This is a genomic window from Streptomyces sp. SLBN-31 (assembly GCF_006715395.1).
Taxonomy (GTDB): domain Bacteria; phylum Actinomycetota; class Actinomycetes; order Streptomycetales; family Streptomycetaceae; genus Streptomyces.
In genome coordinates this window covers 3,480,506-3,496,648 of record NZ_VFNC01000002.1, presented here as the reverse complement: position 1 = coordinate 3,496,648, position 16,143 = coordinate 3,480,506, and the positions used below count along the sequence as shown (strand labels likewise).

14 protein-coding genes are annotated in these 16,143 nt (G+C 69.7%); 5 read left to right on the top strand and 9 right to left on the bottom strand.

Annotated features, from left to right (window positions below; genetic code table 11):
- Nucleotides 1–41: 41 nt before the first annotated feature.
- The 6 genes from FBY22_RS35815 to FBY22_RS35790 form a co-directional block, all read right to left on the bottom strand.
- Nucleotides 42–1,991 carry a substrate-binding domain-containing protein gene (locus tag FBY22_RS35815; RefSeq protein WP_142152114.1) on the bottom strand — a complete coding sequence of 650 codons (1,950 nt, stop codon included), beginning with the start codon at nt 1,989–1,991 and terminating at the stop codon, nt 42–44.
- A complete protein-coding gene (locus FBY22_RS35810; protein ID WP_142152113.1) occupies nt 1,981–3,510 on the bottom strand; it encodes a sugar ABC transporter ATP-binding protein in 1,530 nt (509 codons plus the stop codon). The genes FBY22_RS35815 and FBY22_RS35810 overlap by 11 nt, the downstream gene beginning before the upstream one ends.
- Nucleotides 3,507–4,526, bottom strand: coding sequence for a LacI family DNA-binding transcriptional regulator (locus FBY22_RS35805; RefSeq protein WP_142152112.1), 1,020 nt, complete (start codon nt 4,524–4,526; stop codon nt 3,507–3,509). Before FBY22_RS35805 ends, FBY22_RS35810 begins: the two co-directional genes overlap by 4 nt.
- Nucleotides 4,527–4,665: 139 nt before the next feature.
- Nucleotides 4,666–4,908, bottom strand: a complete 243-nt coding sequence (locus FBY22_RS35800) for a hypothetical protein (protein ID WP_142152111.1) — start codon at nt 4,906–4,908, stop codon at nt 4,666–4,668.
- A gap of 94 nt (nt 4,909–5,002) precedes the next feature.
- Complete coding sequence (locus FBY22_RS35795; RefSeq protein WP_142152110.1) at nt 5,003–5,899, bottom strand: hypothetical protein; 897 nt, start codon at nt 5,897–5,899, stop codon at nt 5,003–5,005.
- Nucleotides 5,900–5,931: 32 nt separating this feature from the next.
- Nucleotides 5,932–6,348 (bottom strand): ATP-binding protein, encoded by a 417-nt coding sequence (locus tag FBY22_RS35790; RefSeq protein ID WP_142152109.1) that lies wholly within the window; start codon nt 6,346–6,348, stop codon nt 5,932–5,934.
- A 176-nt stretch (nt 6,349–6,524) separates the two neighbouring features.
- Here FBY22_RS35790 and FBY22_RS35785 point away from each other — a divergent pair, with 176 nt between their 5' ends.
- From FBY22_RS35785 to FBY22_RS35770, 4 genes are all read left to right on the top strand, one after another.
- Nucleotides 6,525–7,361: a helix-turn-helix transcriptional regulator gene (locus tag FBY22_RS35785; protein WP_142152108.1), complete on the top strand. Its 837-nt coding sequence runs from the start codon at nt 6,525–6,527 to the stop codon at nt 7,359–7,361.
- A gap of 8 nt (nt 7,362–7,369) precedes the next feature.
- Complete coding sequence (locus FBY22_RS35780; RefSeq protein WP_142152107.1) at nt 7,370–7,555, top strand: DUF397 domain-containing protein; 186 nt, start codon at nt 7,370–7,372, stop codon at nt 7,553–7,555.
- Nucleotides 7,556–7,584: 29 nt separating this feature from the next.
- Nucleotides 7,585–9,816, top strand: a complete 2,232-nt coding sequence (locus tag FBY22_RS35775) for an ATP-dependent RecD-like DNA helicase (RefSeq protein WP_142152106.1) — start codon at nt 7,585–7,587, stop codon at nt 9,814–9,816.
- 232 nt (nt 9,817–10,048) lie between these two features.
- Nucleotides 10,049–11,338, top strand: a complete 1,290-nt coding sequence (locus tag FBY22_RS35770; RefSeq protein WP_058925186.1) for a citrate synthase — start codon at nt 10,049–10,051, stop codon at nt 11,336–11,338.
- A 695-nt stretch (nt 11,339–12,033) separates the two neighbouring features.
- On the opposite strand, the gene FBY22_RS35765 is transcribed toward FBY22_RS35770, so the two are convergent.
- The 3 genes from FBY22_RS35765 to FBY22_RS44055 form a co-directional block, all read right to left on the bottom strand.
- Nucleotides 12,034–14,295: a cation-translocating P-type ATPase gene (locus FBY22_RS35765; protein ID WP_142152105.1), complete on the bottom strand. Its 2,262-nt coding sequence runs from the start codon at nt 14,293–14,295 to the stop codon at nt 12,034–12,036.
- Nucleotides 14,296–14,388: 93 nt separating this feature from the next.
- Nucleotides 14,389–14,628 (bottom strand): heavy-metal-associated domain-containing protein, encoded by a 240-nt coding sequence (locus FBY22_RS35760; RefSeq protein WP_142152104.1) that lies wholly within the window; start codon nt 14,626–14,628, stop codon nt 14,389–14,391.
- 128 nt (nt 14,629–14,756) lie between these two features.
- Complete coding sequence (locus FBY22_RS44055) at nt 14,757–14,924, bottom strand: hypothetical protein (protein ID WP_160159954.1); 168 nt, start codon at nt 14,922–14,924, stop codon at nt 14,757–14,759.
- A gap of 162 nt (nt 14,925–15,086) precedes the next feature.
- On the opposite strand from FBY22_RS44055, the gene FBY22_RS35755 reads away from it, so the two are divergent.
- Nucleotides 15,087–16,139, top strand: a complete 1,053-nt coding sequence (locus FBY22_RS35755) for a zinc-dependent alcohol dehydrogenase family protein (RefSeq protein ID WP_142152103.1) — start codon at nt 15,087–15,089, stop codon at nt 16,137–16,139.
- Nucleotides 16,140–16,143 lie beyond the last annotated feature (4 nt).

Sequence of the window (16,143 nt, the reverse complement as noted above, 5' to 3'; positions counted from 1 at the left end):
CCGTTCCCCGTCGTTCCCGACCGTCCCGGCCGTTGCCGTCGTCAGCCGGTGAAGCCGGCCACGTTCTGCTTCGTGACGACCTTCACCGGCACCTTCACCATCTCCTCGACCTTCTTGCCCTGCAGGGCCCTGAGCGCGTTGTCCACGGCGATCCTGCCCAGTTGCGAGGGCTGCTGCGCCACGGACGCGTACAGCGTCCCCCCTTCGACGGCCTTCAGACCGTCCGGGGTGCCGTCGAATCCGACGACCTGGACCGACTTGCCGGCCTTGGAGCCCAGCGCCTTGATCGCGCCGAGGGCCATCTCGTCGTTGGCGGCGATGACGCCCTGGACGTCCGGGTGCGCCTGGAGCAGGTTCGACATCACGTCGAGTCCCTTGGTGCGGTCGAAGTCGGCCGGCTGCTGGGCGACCACCTGAATGCCCGGGTAGGCCTTCAGACCGGCCGCGAAGCCCGCCGCGCGCTCGCGCGCCGCCGACGTGCCCGCCTGGCCCTGCAGGATCACGATCTTGCCCTTGCCGCCCAGCTTCTCGCCGATCGTCCGCGCGGCCAGTTCACCGCCCTTGACGTTGTCGGAGGCCACCAGGGCGTCCACGGTCGCCTTGTTGACACCGCGGTCGACGGCGATGACCGGGATCTTCGCCTTGTCGGCGGCCTTCACGGAGTTGCTCGCCGCGTCCGAGTCCACCGGGTTGACGATGATCGCGCCGAGGCTCGAACTGGTGAAGTTCTGCAGCTGGTTGGCCTGCTGTGAGGCGTCGTTCTGTGCGTCGGTGACGGTCAGGTCCACGCCCAGCCTCTTCGCCTCGGCCTGGGCTCCGGAGCGGATCTGCACGAAGAAGGGGTTGTTGAGGGTGGACAGCGACAGGCCCACCTTCGGGGTGGCCGAGGACGAGCCGCCGTTGTGCAGGAAGGAGGTCGCGCCGACCAGCGCGACGGTGACGACGGCCGCGAGGGCGTAGGTCCCCGCCTGCTTGGACTTGTTGCCCCCGGTACCCGCGGCCACCGGCGTGGCACCCGCCTTGCGCCGCAGCGTGTCGAGGAGCACCGCCAGCGCGATGACGACGCCGATGACGACCTGCTGCCAGAACGCGGAGACGTTGAGCAGGTTCAGCCCGTTGCGGAGCACCGCCAGGATCAGCGCGCCGATCAGCGTGCCGGACGCCTTGCCGGTACCGCCCGCGAGCGAGGCCCCGCCGATGACGACCGCGGCGATCGCGTCCAGCTCGTAGCCGTCGGCGGCCTGCGGCTGCGCCGAGGACAGCCGGGCGGCGAGCACGATGCCGGCGACGGCCGCGAACAGCCCGGAGAAGGCGTAGATCGCCAGCTTCTGCTTCTTCACCCGCAGCCCGGACAGCCGTGCGGCCTCCTCGTTGCCGCCGATCGCGTACATCGAACGGCCGATGTACGTCCGCCCGAGCACGAACGCCGCCAGCAGCCCCATGACCACCATGACCAGCACGGGCACCGGCAGCCAGCCGCCGAGCGTGTCACCGAGGTGGGAGACGGAGTCGGGGAAGGGGATCGGGGAGCCCTCGGAGATCACCAGCGACAGACCGCGGGCCACCGACAGCATGGCGAGCGTCGCGATGAACGGCGGCAGTTTCCCGTACGCGATCAGGAAGCCGTTGACCAGTCCGGCCACGACGCCGGTCGCCACGGACAGCACGACCGCGAGCACGACCGGCACGCCGTGCGAAGTGGCGCTCCAGGCGAGGACGGTGGCGGACAGCGCGGCCACCGAGCCCACCGACAGGTCGATGCCCGCCGAGACGATCACGAAGGTGACGCCGAAGGCGAGGACGGCGGTCACGGCCGCCTGGACGCCGACGTTGAGCAGGTTGTCGGTGGTCAGGAAGTCCCCGGACAGCGCCGACAGGGCGATGAGGAGGACGATCAGCGCGGTGAGCGCGCCGTTGTCGAGGAGCAGGCGGCGCAGGCCGCCGGTGGCGCCACCGGCGCCCGTAGTGCTCTTGAGCGTGTCAGTGGCCACGGCTGGCCTCCGTTCCGGTCTTCTGGTTCCTGGGGTTGCTGACCGCGAGGGCCATCACGGCGTCCTGGGTGGCCTCGCCGGCCCCGAGTTCGCCCGCGATCCGGCCCTGGGCCATTACCAGCACCCGGTCGCTCATGCCGAGCACCTCGGGCAGATCACTGGAGATCATCAGTACGGCGGCCCCGGCCGCGGTCAGTTCGTTGATCAGCTGGTAGATCTCGACCTTGGCGCCGACGTCGATGCCACGGGTGGGCTCGTCGAGGATCAGCACCTTGGTGTCGGCGAGCAGCCACTTGCCGATGACGACCTTCTGCTGGTTGCCACCCGACAGGGTGCGCACGTGCTGCCCGAGTCCGGCCATCCGCACGCCGAGCTGCCCGGCGATCCGTTCGGCGGCCTCGTGCTGCCCCTTGAGGTCGACGAGCCCCGCGCGCGTGGCGGTCCGCAGGGTGACGAGCCCGAGGTTCTCCTCGACGGACGCGTCCAGCACCAGCCCCTGGCCCTTGCGGTCCTCGGGCACCAGCCCGATCCCGGCGGCCATGGCGGCGTTGACGTCACCGCGCCGCACCGCGGTCCCGGCGACCTTCACGGCGCCCCTGTCGTACGGGTCGGCGCCGAACACGGCCCGCACGACCTCGGTGCGTCCGGCTCCGACGAGCCCCGCGATGCCGACCACCTCACCGGCATGCACCTCGAAGCCGACGTCGTGGAAGACGCCGTCCCGGGTGAGCCCTTCGACGGTGAGCAACGCGGCGCCCCTCTCGGGCTGTTGACGCGGGTACTGCTGCTCGATCGACCGCCCCACCATCAGCCGTACGAGCTCGTCCTCGGCCGTGGTGGCGGGCACCTGCCCGACGGACTTCCCGTCGCGGATGACGGTCACCCGGTCGCCCAGGGCGCCGATCTCCTCCAGGTGATGCGTGATGAAGACGATCCCCACGCCGTCCTCGCGCAGTTGCCGCACGATCGCGAAGAGCTTCTCGACCTCCTCCGAGGTCAGCACGGCGGTCGGCTCGTCCATGACGAGCACGCGCGCGTTCAGGCTGAGCGCCTTGGCGATCTCGACCATCTGCAGCCGCGCGATACCGAGTTCACGCACCCGCGCGCGGGGCGAGACGCTGACGCCGACGCGCTTCAGCAGCACCTCGGCGTCGGCCTCCATCCGTTTCCGGTCGATCATCCCGAGCCGGCGCGGCTGGCGCCCCAGGAAGATGTTCTCGGCGACGGTCAGGTCCGGTACGAGGTTGAACTCCTGGTAGATGGTGGCGATGCCCAGCCGTTCGGCGTCCTGCGCCCCGCGGATGCGCACCTCCTCGCCGTCCACCAGGACCCGGCCCTCGTCGGGGTGGTAGGCGCCGGACAGCATCTTGATGAGCGTGCTCTTGCCTGCGCCGTTCTCACCGAGGAGTACGTGCACCTCGCCCCGGCGCAGATCGAAGTCGACGCCGTCGAGCGCGACCACGCCGGGGAAGGTTTTCCGTATGCCCTCGATGCGCAGCAACTCGTCCCGGTTGCTCACGACGTGCTCCTTTGCACTTCGGTGGGGTTCTCGCCGCACGAGCGGCGTACGACGAGCCGGGCGGGGAGGGTGACGGACTGGGGAGGCCGTCCCTCGATGCGGTCGATCAGGGCCCGTACGGCGGCCCGGCCCAGCTCGCCCGTGGGCTGGGCGATCGCGGTGATCGGCGGATCTGTGTGCACGAACCACGGGATGTCGTCGAACGCGGCCAGCGCGATGTCCTGCGGAACGCGCAGCCCACGCGCGCGTACGGCGTCCAGGGCGCCCAGCGCCATCAGGTTGTCGGCGGCGAAGACGACCTCGGGCGGCACGGGCAGGTCGAGGAACCCCTCGGTGACCCGCCGCCCGCTCTCGGCCTGGAAGTCGCCCTGCCCGATGTAGACGTCGGGGAGCTCCAGCCCGTACTCGGCGAGCGCCTCCCGGAAGACCTCGATGCGCTCACGTCCGGTCGTGGTGGCCGCCGGCCCCGCGATGATCGCGAGCCGCCGGTGGCCCAGCCGGTGCAGGTGCGCGACGAGGTCCCGTACCGCCGCCCGGCCGTCGGCCCGCACCACCGGCACGTCGACGCCCGGGATCCACCGGTCGACGAACACCATGGGCGTGCCCCTGCGCGCGGCGTCCAGCATGAGCGGGGAGCCGCCGTCGGTGGGGGAGACGAGCAGACCGTCGATCCGCCGGTCGAGCAGCGTCCGTACGTGATGATCCTGCAGATCGGGCCGCTCGTCGGCGTTGCCGATGATGACGCTGTAGCCGAGCGCGCGGGCCTCCTCCTCGACGGAGCGGGCCAGCTCGGTGAAGTAGGGGTTCATCACGTCGCTGATGACCAGGCCGAGGGTGTGGGTCTGGTCGGTGCGCAGCGAACGGGCGACGGCGTTCGGGCGGTAGCCCAGCGCCTCGACGGCGGCCAGCACGCGCGTGCGTGCGTCGGCGCTGACCGACGGATGGTCGTTCAGGACACGCGACACCGTGGCGACGGAGACCCCCGCCTCGGCAGCGACGTCCTTGATGCTCGCCATCGCCGCTCCACCTCCTCGTGGAATTCGTGGAATCGATTACACGACTTCGTGCAGGATGGATTGGAATCGATTACACGAGGGCTTGGCAAGCCCTTGAGACCGGATCGTGATGGAGGCGGGCGCGGAGAAGGCCGGCCTCTTACTCGTCGGCGAACAGTTCTCCGGCGTCCGTGGCGTTCAGGGCGCACCGGGCCCAGGCAGCGAGCTGATCAAGGTCGGTACAGGCCGTGACGCGCTCATGAACGGAGTCGGGTGGGACGCCTCGCCATTCGAGGATCTTCGGGATGATCTCCCGACGGCCCTGGAGTCGGCCCTGCTCCCGGCCCTCCGCGCGCACCTGTTCCGCGAGGGGGTGTCGCCAGAAGTACTGGATGCTCGTCAAGGGGTTCCTCCGGTGCCTTGGAACTGTCCGAACCGCTTGCGCGCCGAGCCCGCTGCCGGCGGGAAGATGGCCGCCGGCAGCGGAACGGCGATGCTTACTCGTCGCTGAACAGCTCCGTCGGCTCCGTGACGCGCAGGGCGCGTTGGGCCCAGGTCTCCAGCCGGGCGAGGTCCGTGCACTCTTCCACGCGCTCACGGACGGAGTCGGGCACGGGGATGCCGCGCCAATCCAGAGTGCGCAGGATTGTCTCTCGGCGCTCCTCGATACGGCCTTCCTCCCGGCCTTGCTCCCGCCCCTCCTCGCGCACTTGTTCCGCCAGCGGGTGTCGCCAGAAGTACTGGATCGCCGTCATCAGGTCCCTCCACATCTGCTTTGCCTGGGGGTCGGCCAGGCAGGAGTCGACGAACTGCACGAAGACAGCGGCGCTGTCCGGGTCGATGGTCCGCAGGGCGGCGGCCAGGGATTCCAGTATGGCCGGTGCCTGGGGGCCGCGGCCGTGCGTCATGGCCGAGAGCACCGCAAGGGGTACGTCCTTCTCGGCCTGCCGCTCGTCCGCGATCATCGGCACGTTGTCCGGGCCGAGCACGAGGGGTCGTACCGTCAGCGAGTGCCAGTCACGGAAGCCGAACCGGATTGGCCTGGACGCCCACTCGGCCGTCTTGCTGCTCTGGGTGATGACGATGAGCACCGGCTCGCAGCGGTATTTCTCGTACAAGTACGAGAGGTAGTAGGGCCAGCTGCCTCGCTTGCGCTCGTCCACCTTGCCCTGCGACTCCACCACCAGCAGATATGTGCCCTCGTCCGTCTCCGCCCGCAGCAGGGTGTCCACGCGGCGCTCGACCGGTTCGATCTCGGTGAGGTCCACGTTCAGCGCGGCGATCTCCCGAGGCGTTGGGAAGGGCACGTGCAGCACCTTCTGTAACGCCTTCGTCAGCAGCGTCGGATCCTTCTGGAAGATCCGGTGCAGCGCCTCATGCGACGAGCCGACCATCAGCTCTCCTTTCCATCGCGCTGATCAACGAGCTACGCCGCCGCGAGTTCGCACCACACGTACTTGCCCCGGTTGCCGTGCCGGGACAGGGGGTGCCAGCCCCAGACCTGGGCGCAGGCCCGCACCAGCAGCAACCCCCGGCCCTCCTCCGCCTCGCCGAGCCGCGCCAACGGCACCGGTGGCTCGGGAGGTTCGGGGTCCGCGTCCCACGCGCCGATCCGCAGCGTGCCGGGCGGCGCCCAGCGGACCCGTAGGGCGGCGGGACCCTTCGTGTGCCGTACGGCGTTGGTGATCAGCTCGGTCGCGAGCAGTTCGGCCACGTCGACGAGGGCGATCAGGCCGTGCGCGGTGAGGATCAGGCGGAGGGTGCGGCGGCTGACGGTGACGGCGCGTGGGTCGTTGGGGATGGAGAGGCAGTACTCCCAGGCTTCTGGGGTGTTTTCGGGCATGCGGCAACTCCGTTTCGGTGGTGGGGGGTTGCGGTGGCTTCGCCGCGGCCGTCAGGGCAGGCAGGACGGAGCGGTGCACTTCCGCAGAGTGTTCGTCGCGTCACTGACGGTAGATCTAAATATAGGGACGCGGCAAGCCGATCGCGTAATCTGACGCCGAAAGGGAGGACCGTTCGATGGTGAAGCGGCGCGAACCGACGGCACGTCAGATGCGTCTGGCCACTGAGCTGCGCAGGCTCCGTGAGGCCGCGGGGCTCAACTCCCGCGAGGCAGCATCACTTCTCGGTGTGAGCCCGGCTCAGATCACTCATATCGAGTCCGCGCTCGCGGGGGTGAGCGAGCAGCGGCTCCGACGTCTCGCGTCTCACTACGCCTGTACGGACGAGGAGTTCATCGACGCCTTGGTCGCGATGGCCACCGATCGCACACGCGGCTGGTGGGAGGAGTACCGCGGCCTGCTGCCCACGCCGTTCCTGGACCTCTCCGAGCTGGAATACCACGCCCGATTCCAGCGCCACGTGGCGATCCTGTACGTGCCGGGTCTGTTGCAGACCGAGGACTACGCGCGTGCCGTCTTTTCGTGCCGACTCCCGGAACTCACCGCCGAAGAGGTGGAGTTGCGCATTCGGCATCGGAAGGCCCGCCAGCAGTTCACTGTTCCGTACGAGGCGGTGATCCACGAGGCGGCACTCCGGATCAGAGTGAGCGACCGTGCCACCTCAAGGGCTCAGCTGGCCCGGCTCATCGAGCTCTCCGAAGCGGACCACATCACTGTGCGCGTCATCCCGTTCGATCAGGACGGCTTCGCCAGCGCCGCGAGCACGATGACGTACGTGGGCGGCCCGGTGCCCAAGCTGGACACGGTGGTGCGCGACGCGCTGCACGGCTCGGCGTTCTTCGATTCAGAGGCCCAGCTCAACACGTACCGAACGGGCTTTCGTAAGGTGGAGGACGCGTCACTCGACCCCGGACAGTCGCGTGAGTTCATCCACAGGCTGATGAAGGAACTGTGAGGACCCCCATGGACAACTGGCGCAAGTCCTCCTACTCGGGCCCCGGCGACGGCAACGAGTGCGTGGAGATAGCCACCACCCCCACCCACACCGCCGTCCGCGACAGCAAAACCCCCGCCCGGGCCACCCTCACCTTCCCCACCCCCGCCTTCACCACCTTCCTCGAAGCCCTGAAATCCACATCCCTTCGCTGACTGTCAGTGCTCACCAGTACCGTCGGATCATGTCCAATCAGGCGGTGATCGAAGGCGTCCTGGAACGCATCACCTACGCCAACGAGGAGAACGGCTACACCGTCGCCCGCGTCGACACCGGCAGGGGCGCCGGCGATCTCCTCACGGTCGTGGGCGGGCTGCTCGGCGCCCAGGTGGGGGAGTCCCTGCGGATGGAGGGGCGCTGGGGGTCGCACCCCCAGTACGGCAAGCAGTTCACCGTCGAGAACTACACGACCGTCCTGCCCGCCACCGTCCAGGGCATCCGGCGTTACCTCGGCTCGGGGCTCGTCAAGGGCATCGGTCCCGTCTTCGCCGACCGCATCACGCAGCACTTCGGCCTGGACACCCTGCAGATCATCGAGGAGGAGCCGAAGCGGCTGATCGAGGTGCCCGGCCTCGGTCCGAAGCGGACGAAGAAGATCGCCGACGCCTGGGAGGAGCAGAAGGCGATCAAGGAGGTGATGCTGTTTCTCCAGACGGTCGAGGTGTCGACGTCCATCGCCGTCAGGATCTACAAGAAGTACGGCGACGCCTCCATCTCCGTCGTCAAGAACCAGCCGTACCGGCTGGCTGCCGACGTCTGGGGCATCGGCTTCCTCACCGCCGACAAGATCGCCCAGTCCGTCGGCATCCCGCACGACAGCCCGGAGCGGGTGAAGGCGGGCCTTCAGTACGCGCTGTCGCAGGCCACCGACCAGGGCAACTGCTACCTCCCGGAGGAGCGGTTGATCGCCGACGCGGTGAAGCTGCTCCAGGTCGACACCGGCCTCGTGATCGAGTGCCTCGCGGAGCTGGCCCAGCCGCCCGAGGAGGGCGAGGACCCCGGTGTCGTACGGGAGAAGGTCCCCGGCGAGGACGGCGAACCGGTCACCGCCGTCTATCTCGTCCCCTTCCACCGGGCCGAACTCTCCCTCGCCGGCCAGCTGTTGCGGCTGCTGCGCAGCGAGGAGGACCGGATGCCGGGGTTCGGGGACGTCGACTGGGACAAGGCGCTCGGCTGGCTCAAGGCCCGGACCGGCGCCGACCTCGCCCCCGAGCAGGAGGCCGCCGTCAAGCTGGCGCTGACGAAGAAGGTCGCCGTGCTGACGGGTGGCCCCGGCTGCGGAAAGTCCTTCACGGTCCGCTCGATCGTCGAACTGGCCCGCGCCAAGAGGGCCAGGGTCCTGCTCGCGGCCCCCACCGGCCGTGCCGCCAAGCGCCTCGCCGAGCTCACCGGCGCCGAGGCCTCCACCGTGCACCGCCTGCTGGAGCTGAAGCCGGGTGGCGACGCGGCGTACGACCGGGACCGCCCGCTGGAGGCCGACCTGGTCGTCGTCGACGAGGCGTCGATGCTGGACCTGCTGCTCGCCAACAAGCTGGTGAAGGCCGTACCGCCGGGTGCTCATCTGCTCTTCGTCGGGGACGTGGACCAGCTCCCCTCCGTGGGCGCGGGCGAGGTGCTCCGTGACCTGCTCGCCGACGGCGGTCCCATCCCCGCCGTACGCCTCACCCGCGTGTTCCGGCAGGCCCAGCAGTCGGGGGTCGTCACGAACGCGCACCGGATCAACGCCGGGCAGCATCCCGTCACCGACGGCATGAAGGACTTCTTCCTGTTCGTGGAGGACGACACGGAGGAGGCGGGGCGGCTCACCGTGGACGTGGCGGCCCGGCGGATTCCGGCCAGGTTCGGACTCGACCCGCGCCGGGACGTCCAGGTGCTCGCGCCCATGCACAGGGGCCCCGCGGGCGCCGGCAACCTCAACGGTCTGCTCCAGCAGGCCATCACCCCGGGCCGTCCCGACCTGCCGGAGAAGAGATTCGGCGGCAGGGTCTTCCGGGTCGGCGACAAGGTCACCCAGATTCGCAACAATTACGAGAAGGGAAAGAACGGTGTCTTCAACGGCACCGTGGGCGTCGTCACCGCGCTCGACCCGGTCGACCAGCGTCTGACGGTGCTGACGGACGAGGACGAGGAGGTGCCGTACGAGTTCGACGAACTGGATGAGCTGGCACACGCGTACGCGGTGACCATTCACCGCTCGCAGGGGAGTGAATATCCCGCGGTGGTGATCCCGGTCACCACCGGTGCCTGGATGATGCTGCAGCGGAACCTGCTGTACACCGCCGTGACCAGGGCAAAGCGGCTGGTCGTCCTCGTCGGCTCGCGCAAGGCGATCGGCCAGGCGGTGCGCACGGTCTCGGCGGGACGCCGCTGCACCGCGCTCGACTTCCGGCTCTCACCCCGCCCCGTGGAGCCGTGAGAACGGGCGCTGAGGCAGGCATCACAAAAAATGATCGATCAAATGAGTCGCGAAGGTCACAGAGCCCTTCCGGATGGGGAACCGAGGGGGCAGGATGTGCAAGTTGGCGGCACTCAGTGCCGCCAGTAGGCCCGATGGTCGACCCCGAGTGCAGTCTCCTGAGCCAATTGGGGGATGGTAGAGACAGTCAGGGCAACCTCGAAGATGAGGCACTACGTCGGTGAGGGAAGACGTGAGCGACAACTCTGTAGTACTGCGGTACGGCGACGGCGAGTACACCTACCCGGTGATCGACAGCACCGTCGGCGACAAGGGCTTCGACATCGGGAAGCTCCGCGCCCAGACCGGGCTGGTCACCCTGGACAGCGGCTACGGCAACACGGCCGCATATAAATCCGCCATCACCTACCTCGACGGCGAGGCGGGCATCCTCCGGTACCGCGGCTACCCGATCGAGCAGCTGGCCGAGCGCTCGACGTTCCTGGAGGTCGCCTACCTGCTGATCAACGGCGAGCTGCCGACCGTCGACGAGCTCTCGGTGTTCAAGAACGACATCACGCAGCACACCCTGCTGCACGAGGACGTCAAGAACTTCTACAAGGGCTTCCCGCGCGACGCCCACCCGATGGCCATGCTGTCCTCGGTCGTCTCCGCGCTGTCCACCTTCTACCAGGACAGCCACAACCCCTTCGACGAGAAGCAGCGCAACCTCTCGACGATCCGCCTGCTCGCCAAGCTCCCGACGATCGCGGCGTACGCCTACAAGAAGTCGATCGGCCACCCGTTCGTCTACCCGCGCAACGACCTCGGCTACGTCGAGAACTTCCTGCGGATGACCTTCTCGGTGCCGGCGCAGGAGTACGACCTCGACCCGGTCGTCGTGGCGGCCCTCGACAAGCTGCTGATCCTGCACGCGGACCACGAGCAGAACTGTTCGACGTCCACGGTCCGCCTGGTGGGCTCGTCCCAGGCGAACATGTTCGCGTCGATCTCGGCCGGCATCAACGCCCTGTGGGGCCCCCTGCACGGCGGCGCCAACCAGTCGGTGCTGGAGATGCTCGAGGGCATCCAGTCCTCCGGCGGCGACGTCGACTCCTTCATCCGCAAGGTGAAGAACAAGGAGGACGGCGTCCGTCTGATGGGCTTCGGCCACCGGGTCTACAAGAACTTCGACCCGCGCGCCAAGATCATCAAGGCCGCCGCGCACGACGTCCTCTCCGCTCTCGGCAAGTCCGACGAGCTGCTGGACATCGCGCTGAAGCTGGAGGAGCACGCGCTTTCCGACGACTACTTCGTCTCGCGCAGCCTCTACCCGAACGTCGACTTCTACACCGGTCTGATCTACCGGGCCATGGGCTTCCCGACCGAGATGTTCACGGTCCTGTTCGCCCTCGGCCGCCTTCCGGGCTGGATCGCCCAGTGGCACGAGATGATCAAGGAGCCGGGTTCGCGCATCGGGCGCCCGCGCCAGATCTACACGGGCGTGGTGGAGCGGGACTTCGTCCCCGTCGAGCAGCGCTGACGCCTCCGGCGGGGGTGCCGATCGTCTAGTAGGTCGGTACCCCGGAGGGGGTGGGCGGCTGCGGGCCCGTGGTGGCTGGTCGCGCAGTTCCCCGCGCCCCTTGAGGGCGTTGCACTGAGCCCCCTCAAGAGCTGAACGAAAGCGGAAGGCGCCCTGGCGTCGGTCCCCCCACGGGCCGACGTCCAGGGCGCCTTCCCATGTCCCGGTGCGGATTCCCCCCACGGGATCCGGCCGGGCGCCTGAGAGGACAGCGCCTGAATCGCTGTTCTTCCGGTACCGCTGGTACTGCCGTTGAGCAGAACGAGCAAAACTCGCCGTACTACTCCTGTGTGCGATCTGCCGGGACAACGCACGCTCGGGAGGGCCGCTCAAAGCTTCCCGAAGTGCGTGCCCCGGCAACGCATCTCTGAGGAAGTCCCCCAAGACATCCCCAGATGCCAGTTCGCGCCCCCCAAGACGCTTACTGACATCGCCAACTTAGACCTTCGAACCCCTTCGATGGTTACGTTCGCATCACTGTGATCTGCGTCTCTTGCATTTGTCCGTTTGATACGCAAGAGCCCCGATGCAGCGATCGGGACTCAAGCGTAAGGATGATGCGCGAGCCTTGTGAAGAGCTTATGTGAGCCCGGCGCCGGACTCCAGAGGTCCTCTGGTCACGACTTCGGAGTAACCACCAGTAACTTCTCAGGAGTTCATCGGAATGTCCGCAGCCTGAGACTGTTGGTGACCACGAAGACCGACGAGAACGCCATCGCGGCTCCGGCGATCATCGGGTTCAGCAGTCCCGCGGCGGCCAGCGGCAGCGCGGCCACGTTGTAGCCGAAGGCCCACACGAGGTTGCCCTTGATGGTCGACAGGGTCTTCCGGGACAGCCGGATCGCGTCCGCGGCCACCCGCAGGTCGCCACGCACCAGCGTCAGGTCGCCGGCCTCGATCGCCGCGTCGGTCCCCGTCCCCATGGCGAGCCCCAGGTCGGCGGTGGCCAGCGCCGCCGCGTCGTTCACGCCGTCGCCGACCATGGCGACGACCCGACCCTCGTCCTGCAGCCGTCGTACGGCGTCCACCTTGTCCTCGGGCAGGACCTCCGCGATCACCTGCTCGATCCCGACCTCCCGCGCCACCGCCTCGGCCACGGCCCGGTTGTCCCCGGTCAGCAGCACCGGCGTCAGCCCGAGCGCCCGCAGCCGCCGTACCGCCTCCGCACTGGTCTCCTTCACGGCGTCCGCGACGGCGACGACACCGCGTGCCGCACCGTCCCAGCCGACCGCGACGGCCGTACGGCCGCCCCGCTCGGCTTCGTCCTTGGCACGGGCCAGCTCCGGCGGCAGCTCGTCGAAGAGCCGTCCCACCGCCACCTCGCGGCCCTCCACGCGCCCGCGCACACCCCGCCCGGGTACGTTCTCGAAGCCCTCGACCTCGGGCAGCCGTCCGGCCCGCTCCTCGGCACCCACGGCGACCGCCCGGGCCACCGGGTGCTCGGAGGCGTGCTCGACGGCACCCGCCAGCCGCAGCACCTCCTTCTCGTCGGTGCCGTCGGCGACGTACACCTCCTGGAGGGTCATCCGGCCGGTGGTGACCGTGCCGGTCTTGTCCAGGACGACGGTGTCGACGCGGCGCGTGGACTCCAGCACCTCGGGACCCTTGATGAGGATGCCCAGCTGCGCGCCCCGGCCGGTGCCGACCATCAGCGCGGTCGGCGTGGCCAGGCCCAGGGCGCACGGGCAGGCGATGATCAGGACCGCGACGGCCGCGGTGAACGCGGCGACCGTGTCGCCGGTGACGCCGAGCCAGACCCCGAAGGTGCCGAGCGCGATCAGGATGACGACCGGCACGAAGACCGCCGAGATGCGGTCGGCGAGCCGCTGGACCTCGGCCTTGCCGTTCTGCGCGTCCTCCACCAGCTTCGCCATCCGCGCAAGCTGGGTGTCGCCGCCCACGCGCGTGGCCTCGACGACCAGCCGTCCGCCGGCGTTCACGGTCGCGCCCGTGACGGCGGAGCCCACGCCCACGTCCACCGGCACCGACTCGCCGGTCAGCATCGACGCGTCCACAGCGGACGCGCCCTCGACGACGGTGCCGTCGGTGGCGACCTTCTCCCCGGGGCGTACGACGAATCGGTCGCCGACCGCCAGTTCGGACACCGGGATGCGCACCTCGCGCCCGCCCCGCAGGACGGAGACGTCCTTGGCGCCCAGCTCCATCAGCGCCCGGAGCGCGGCTCCCGAGCGGCGCTTGGCGCGGGCCTCCAGATAGCGGCCCAGCAGGATGAACGCCACGACTCCCGAGGCCACTTCGAGGTAGATCGTGGAGGCGCCGTCCATGCGCGACACGGTCAGCCGGAACTCGTCGTGCATGCCGGTCATGCCCGCGTCACCGAAGAACAGCGCCCACAACGACCAGCCGAACGCGGCCAGCGTGCCCACCGAGACCAGCGTGTCCATGGTGGCCGCGCCGTGCCGGGCGTTCGTCCAGGCCGCCCGGTGGAAGGGCAGCGCACCCCAGACGACCACGGGTGAGGCAAGGGTGAGCGACAGCCACTGCCAGTTGTCGAACTGCAGCGCAGGGATCATCGACAGCAGCACGACCGGGAGTGCCAGCAGCGCGGAGACGGTGAACCGCTCGCGGTAGGCGGTGAGTTCGGGGTCCTCCGCGTCCTTCCCGGTGGCGGGCGCCGTCTCGGCGGGGGGTTGCGGCGGGGGCGGCTCCTCGGCCGTGTACCCCGTCTTCACCACGGTCGCGATCAGATCGGCGACCTGGATGCCCGCGGGGTAGGTGACCTTCGCCTTCTCCGTCGCGAAGTTCACCGTGGCGGTGACGCCGTCCATGCGGTTGAGCTTCTTCTCGACACGGGCGGCGCAGGAGGCGCAGGTCATCCCGCCGATCTGCAGCTCGACCTCGGAGGCGTCGGCTATCGGTGTCTCTGCGCTGTCGGTCGTGCTTGTCGTGCTGGTCATGTCCGGACTCCAGACATCGGACCGGTCCGTACGGAGCCAGTATCAGCTGGTCGGTACGGCCGGTCGGAGAACAGGAACGGAGAGTGCCGGCGTTCAGGCCCGGCCGACGAGCTCGAAGCCGGCCTCGTCCACCGCGGCGCGCACCGCGGCCTCGTCGAGGGGGGCCTCGGAGACCACCGTGACCTCGCCGGTCGAGGCGACGGCCTTCACCGAGGTGACACCGGCGATCTCGGAGATCTCGCTCGAGACGGACCCCTCGCAGTGCCCGCAGCTCATCCCGCTCACCTTGTAGACGGCGGTGACGGTGCCCTGGGTGTCGCTCTGCGCGGTCATGTCGTTCTCCTCAAGGAGGCGTATGGGGTTGCCGGAACCCACGGTGGGCCCCGCACTCTCCACACTATACCCCTAGGGGGTATGACTCCAAGGGTCGGCGCCGCCGGAGGACGTGGACCGCGTCACGTTCACGGCCGCGCCGCGTACGCCAGCAGCAGGGCCAGGGCCGACACGGTCAGCCCGCCCCACAGGAACAGGGCCCGCAGTCGCGAGCGGATGCGCGGATCCGGCCGCCGGGGCTCCCGTGGGGAGGGGATGCGGGCCCGCGGGGCGCTGGGCGGCGAGGAGTGGGTCACGGCGGATCCCCTCATACTCGTACAGGGCGGATTTACGGGAACTTTATTGAGATACCGCCCGCCGCGCAGTTCGGGGCGCCCGTTCTGATCACGTCCCTCGCCACGCGGGTGCCCCCGCCGGGCATCCTGTACGCGCACACGCGGACGACGACGGGAGCAGGCATGCGGGCTGTGGTGTTCGAGCGGTACGGCGAGCCGGCCGAGGTGCGCGAACTGCCCGACCCCCGTCCGGCCCCCCACGGGGTCGTCGTCCGGGTCGAGGCCACCGGCCTGTGCCGCAGTGACTGGCACGGCTGGCAGGGCCACGACCCGGACATCACGCTGCCGCACGTGCCGGGCCATGAACTCGCCGGTGTCGTCGAGGCGGCCGGCGACCGGGTGACGGCCTGGCGCCCCGGCGACCGGGTCACCGTGCCCTTCGTGTGCGCGTGCGGGAGCTGCCCGTCCTGCGCGGCGGGCGACCACCAGGTCTGCGAGCGGCAGACCCAGCCCGGCTTCACCCACTGGGGCTCCTTCGCGCAGTACGTGGCCCTGGACCACGCCGACGTGAACCTGGTCGCCGTCCCCGCCGACCTGTCGTACGCCACGGCCGCCTCCCTGGGCTGCCGGTTCGCCACGGCGTTCCGGGCGGTGGTGCAGCAGGGCCGGGTGGCCGCGGGGGAGTGGGTCGCAGTGCACGGGTGCGGGGGAGTGGGCCTGTCGGCGGTGATGATCGCGGCGGCGTCCGGGGCGCGCGTGGTCGCCGTCGACGTGTCGCCCGCTGCCCTGGAACTGGCGCGGAGGCTCGGCGCGGCACAGGTCGTGGACGCGTCGGGTACACCGGACACGGCCGCCGCCGTCCTGGAACTCACCGGCGGGGGCGCCCACTTGTCCCTCGACGCCCTGGGCTCGCCCGTCACCTGCGCGGCCTCCGTGAACGGCCTGCGCCGGCGCGGCCGGCACGTCCAGGTGGGTCTGCTGCCGTCACCGGACGGCACCACCCCCGTTCCCATGGCCCGCGCCGTCGCCCTGGAACTGGAGCTCCTCGGCAGCCACGGCATGGCGGCGCACACCTACCCGCCGATGCTGGAACTGGTCCGCGCGGGCGTCCTGCGCCCCGACCTCCTCGTCACCGCCACCATCGGCCTGGACGCGGCCCCTGCCGCACTGGCCGCGCTGGGCACGGCGCCGGGAGCGGGGGTGACGGTCATCGAGCCGTGGAGCGGGCGCGCGTAGGACC

What these genes read in the sequence shown, in the direction of transcription:
- FBY22_RS35765 (WP_142152105.1), bottom strand. Translation starts at nt 14,295, where the DNA reads ATGACCAGCACGACAAGCACGACCGACAGCGCAGAGACACCGATAGCC.
- FBY22_RS35780 (WP_142152107.1), top strand. Translation starts at nt 7,370, where the DNA reads ATGGACAACTGGCGCAAGTCCTCCTACTCGGGCCCCGGCGACGGCAAC.
- FBY22_RS35775 (WP_142152106.1), top strand. Translation starts at nt 7,585, where the DNA reads ATGTCCAATCAGGCGGTGATCGAAGGCGTCCTGGAACGCATCACCTAC.
- FBY22_RS35785 (WP_142152108.1), top strand. Translation starts at nt 6,525, where the DNA reads ATGGTGAAGCGGCGCGAACCGACGGCACGTCAGATGCGTCTGGCCACT.
- FBY22_RS35790 (WP_142152109.1), bottom strand. Translation starts at nt 6,348, where the DNA reads ATGCCCGAAAACACCCCAGAAGCCTGGGAGTACTGCCTCTCCATCCCC.
- FBY22_RS35760 (WP_142152104.1), bottom strand. Translation starts at nt 14,628, where the DNA reads ATGACCGCGCAGAGCGACACCCAGGGCACCGTCACCGCCGTCTACAAG.
- FBY22_RS35805 (WP_142152112.1), bottom strand. Translation starts at nt 4,526, where the DNA reads ATGGCGAGCATCAAGGACGTCGCTGCCGAGGCGGGGGTCTCCGTCGCC.
- FBY22_RS35755 (WP_142152103.1), top strand. Translation starts at nt 15,087, where the DNA reads ATGCGGGCTGTGGTGTTCGAGCGGTACGGCGAGCCGGCCGAGGTGCGC.
- FBY22_RS35795 (WP_142152110.1), bottom strand. Translation starts at nt 5,899, where the DNA reads ATGGTCGGCTCGTCGCATGAGGCGCTGCACCGGATCTTCCAGAAGGAT.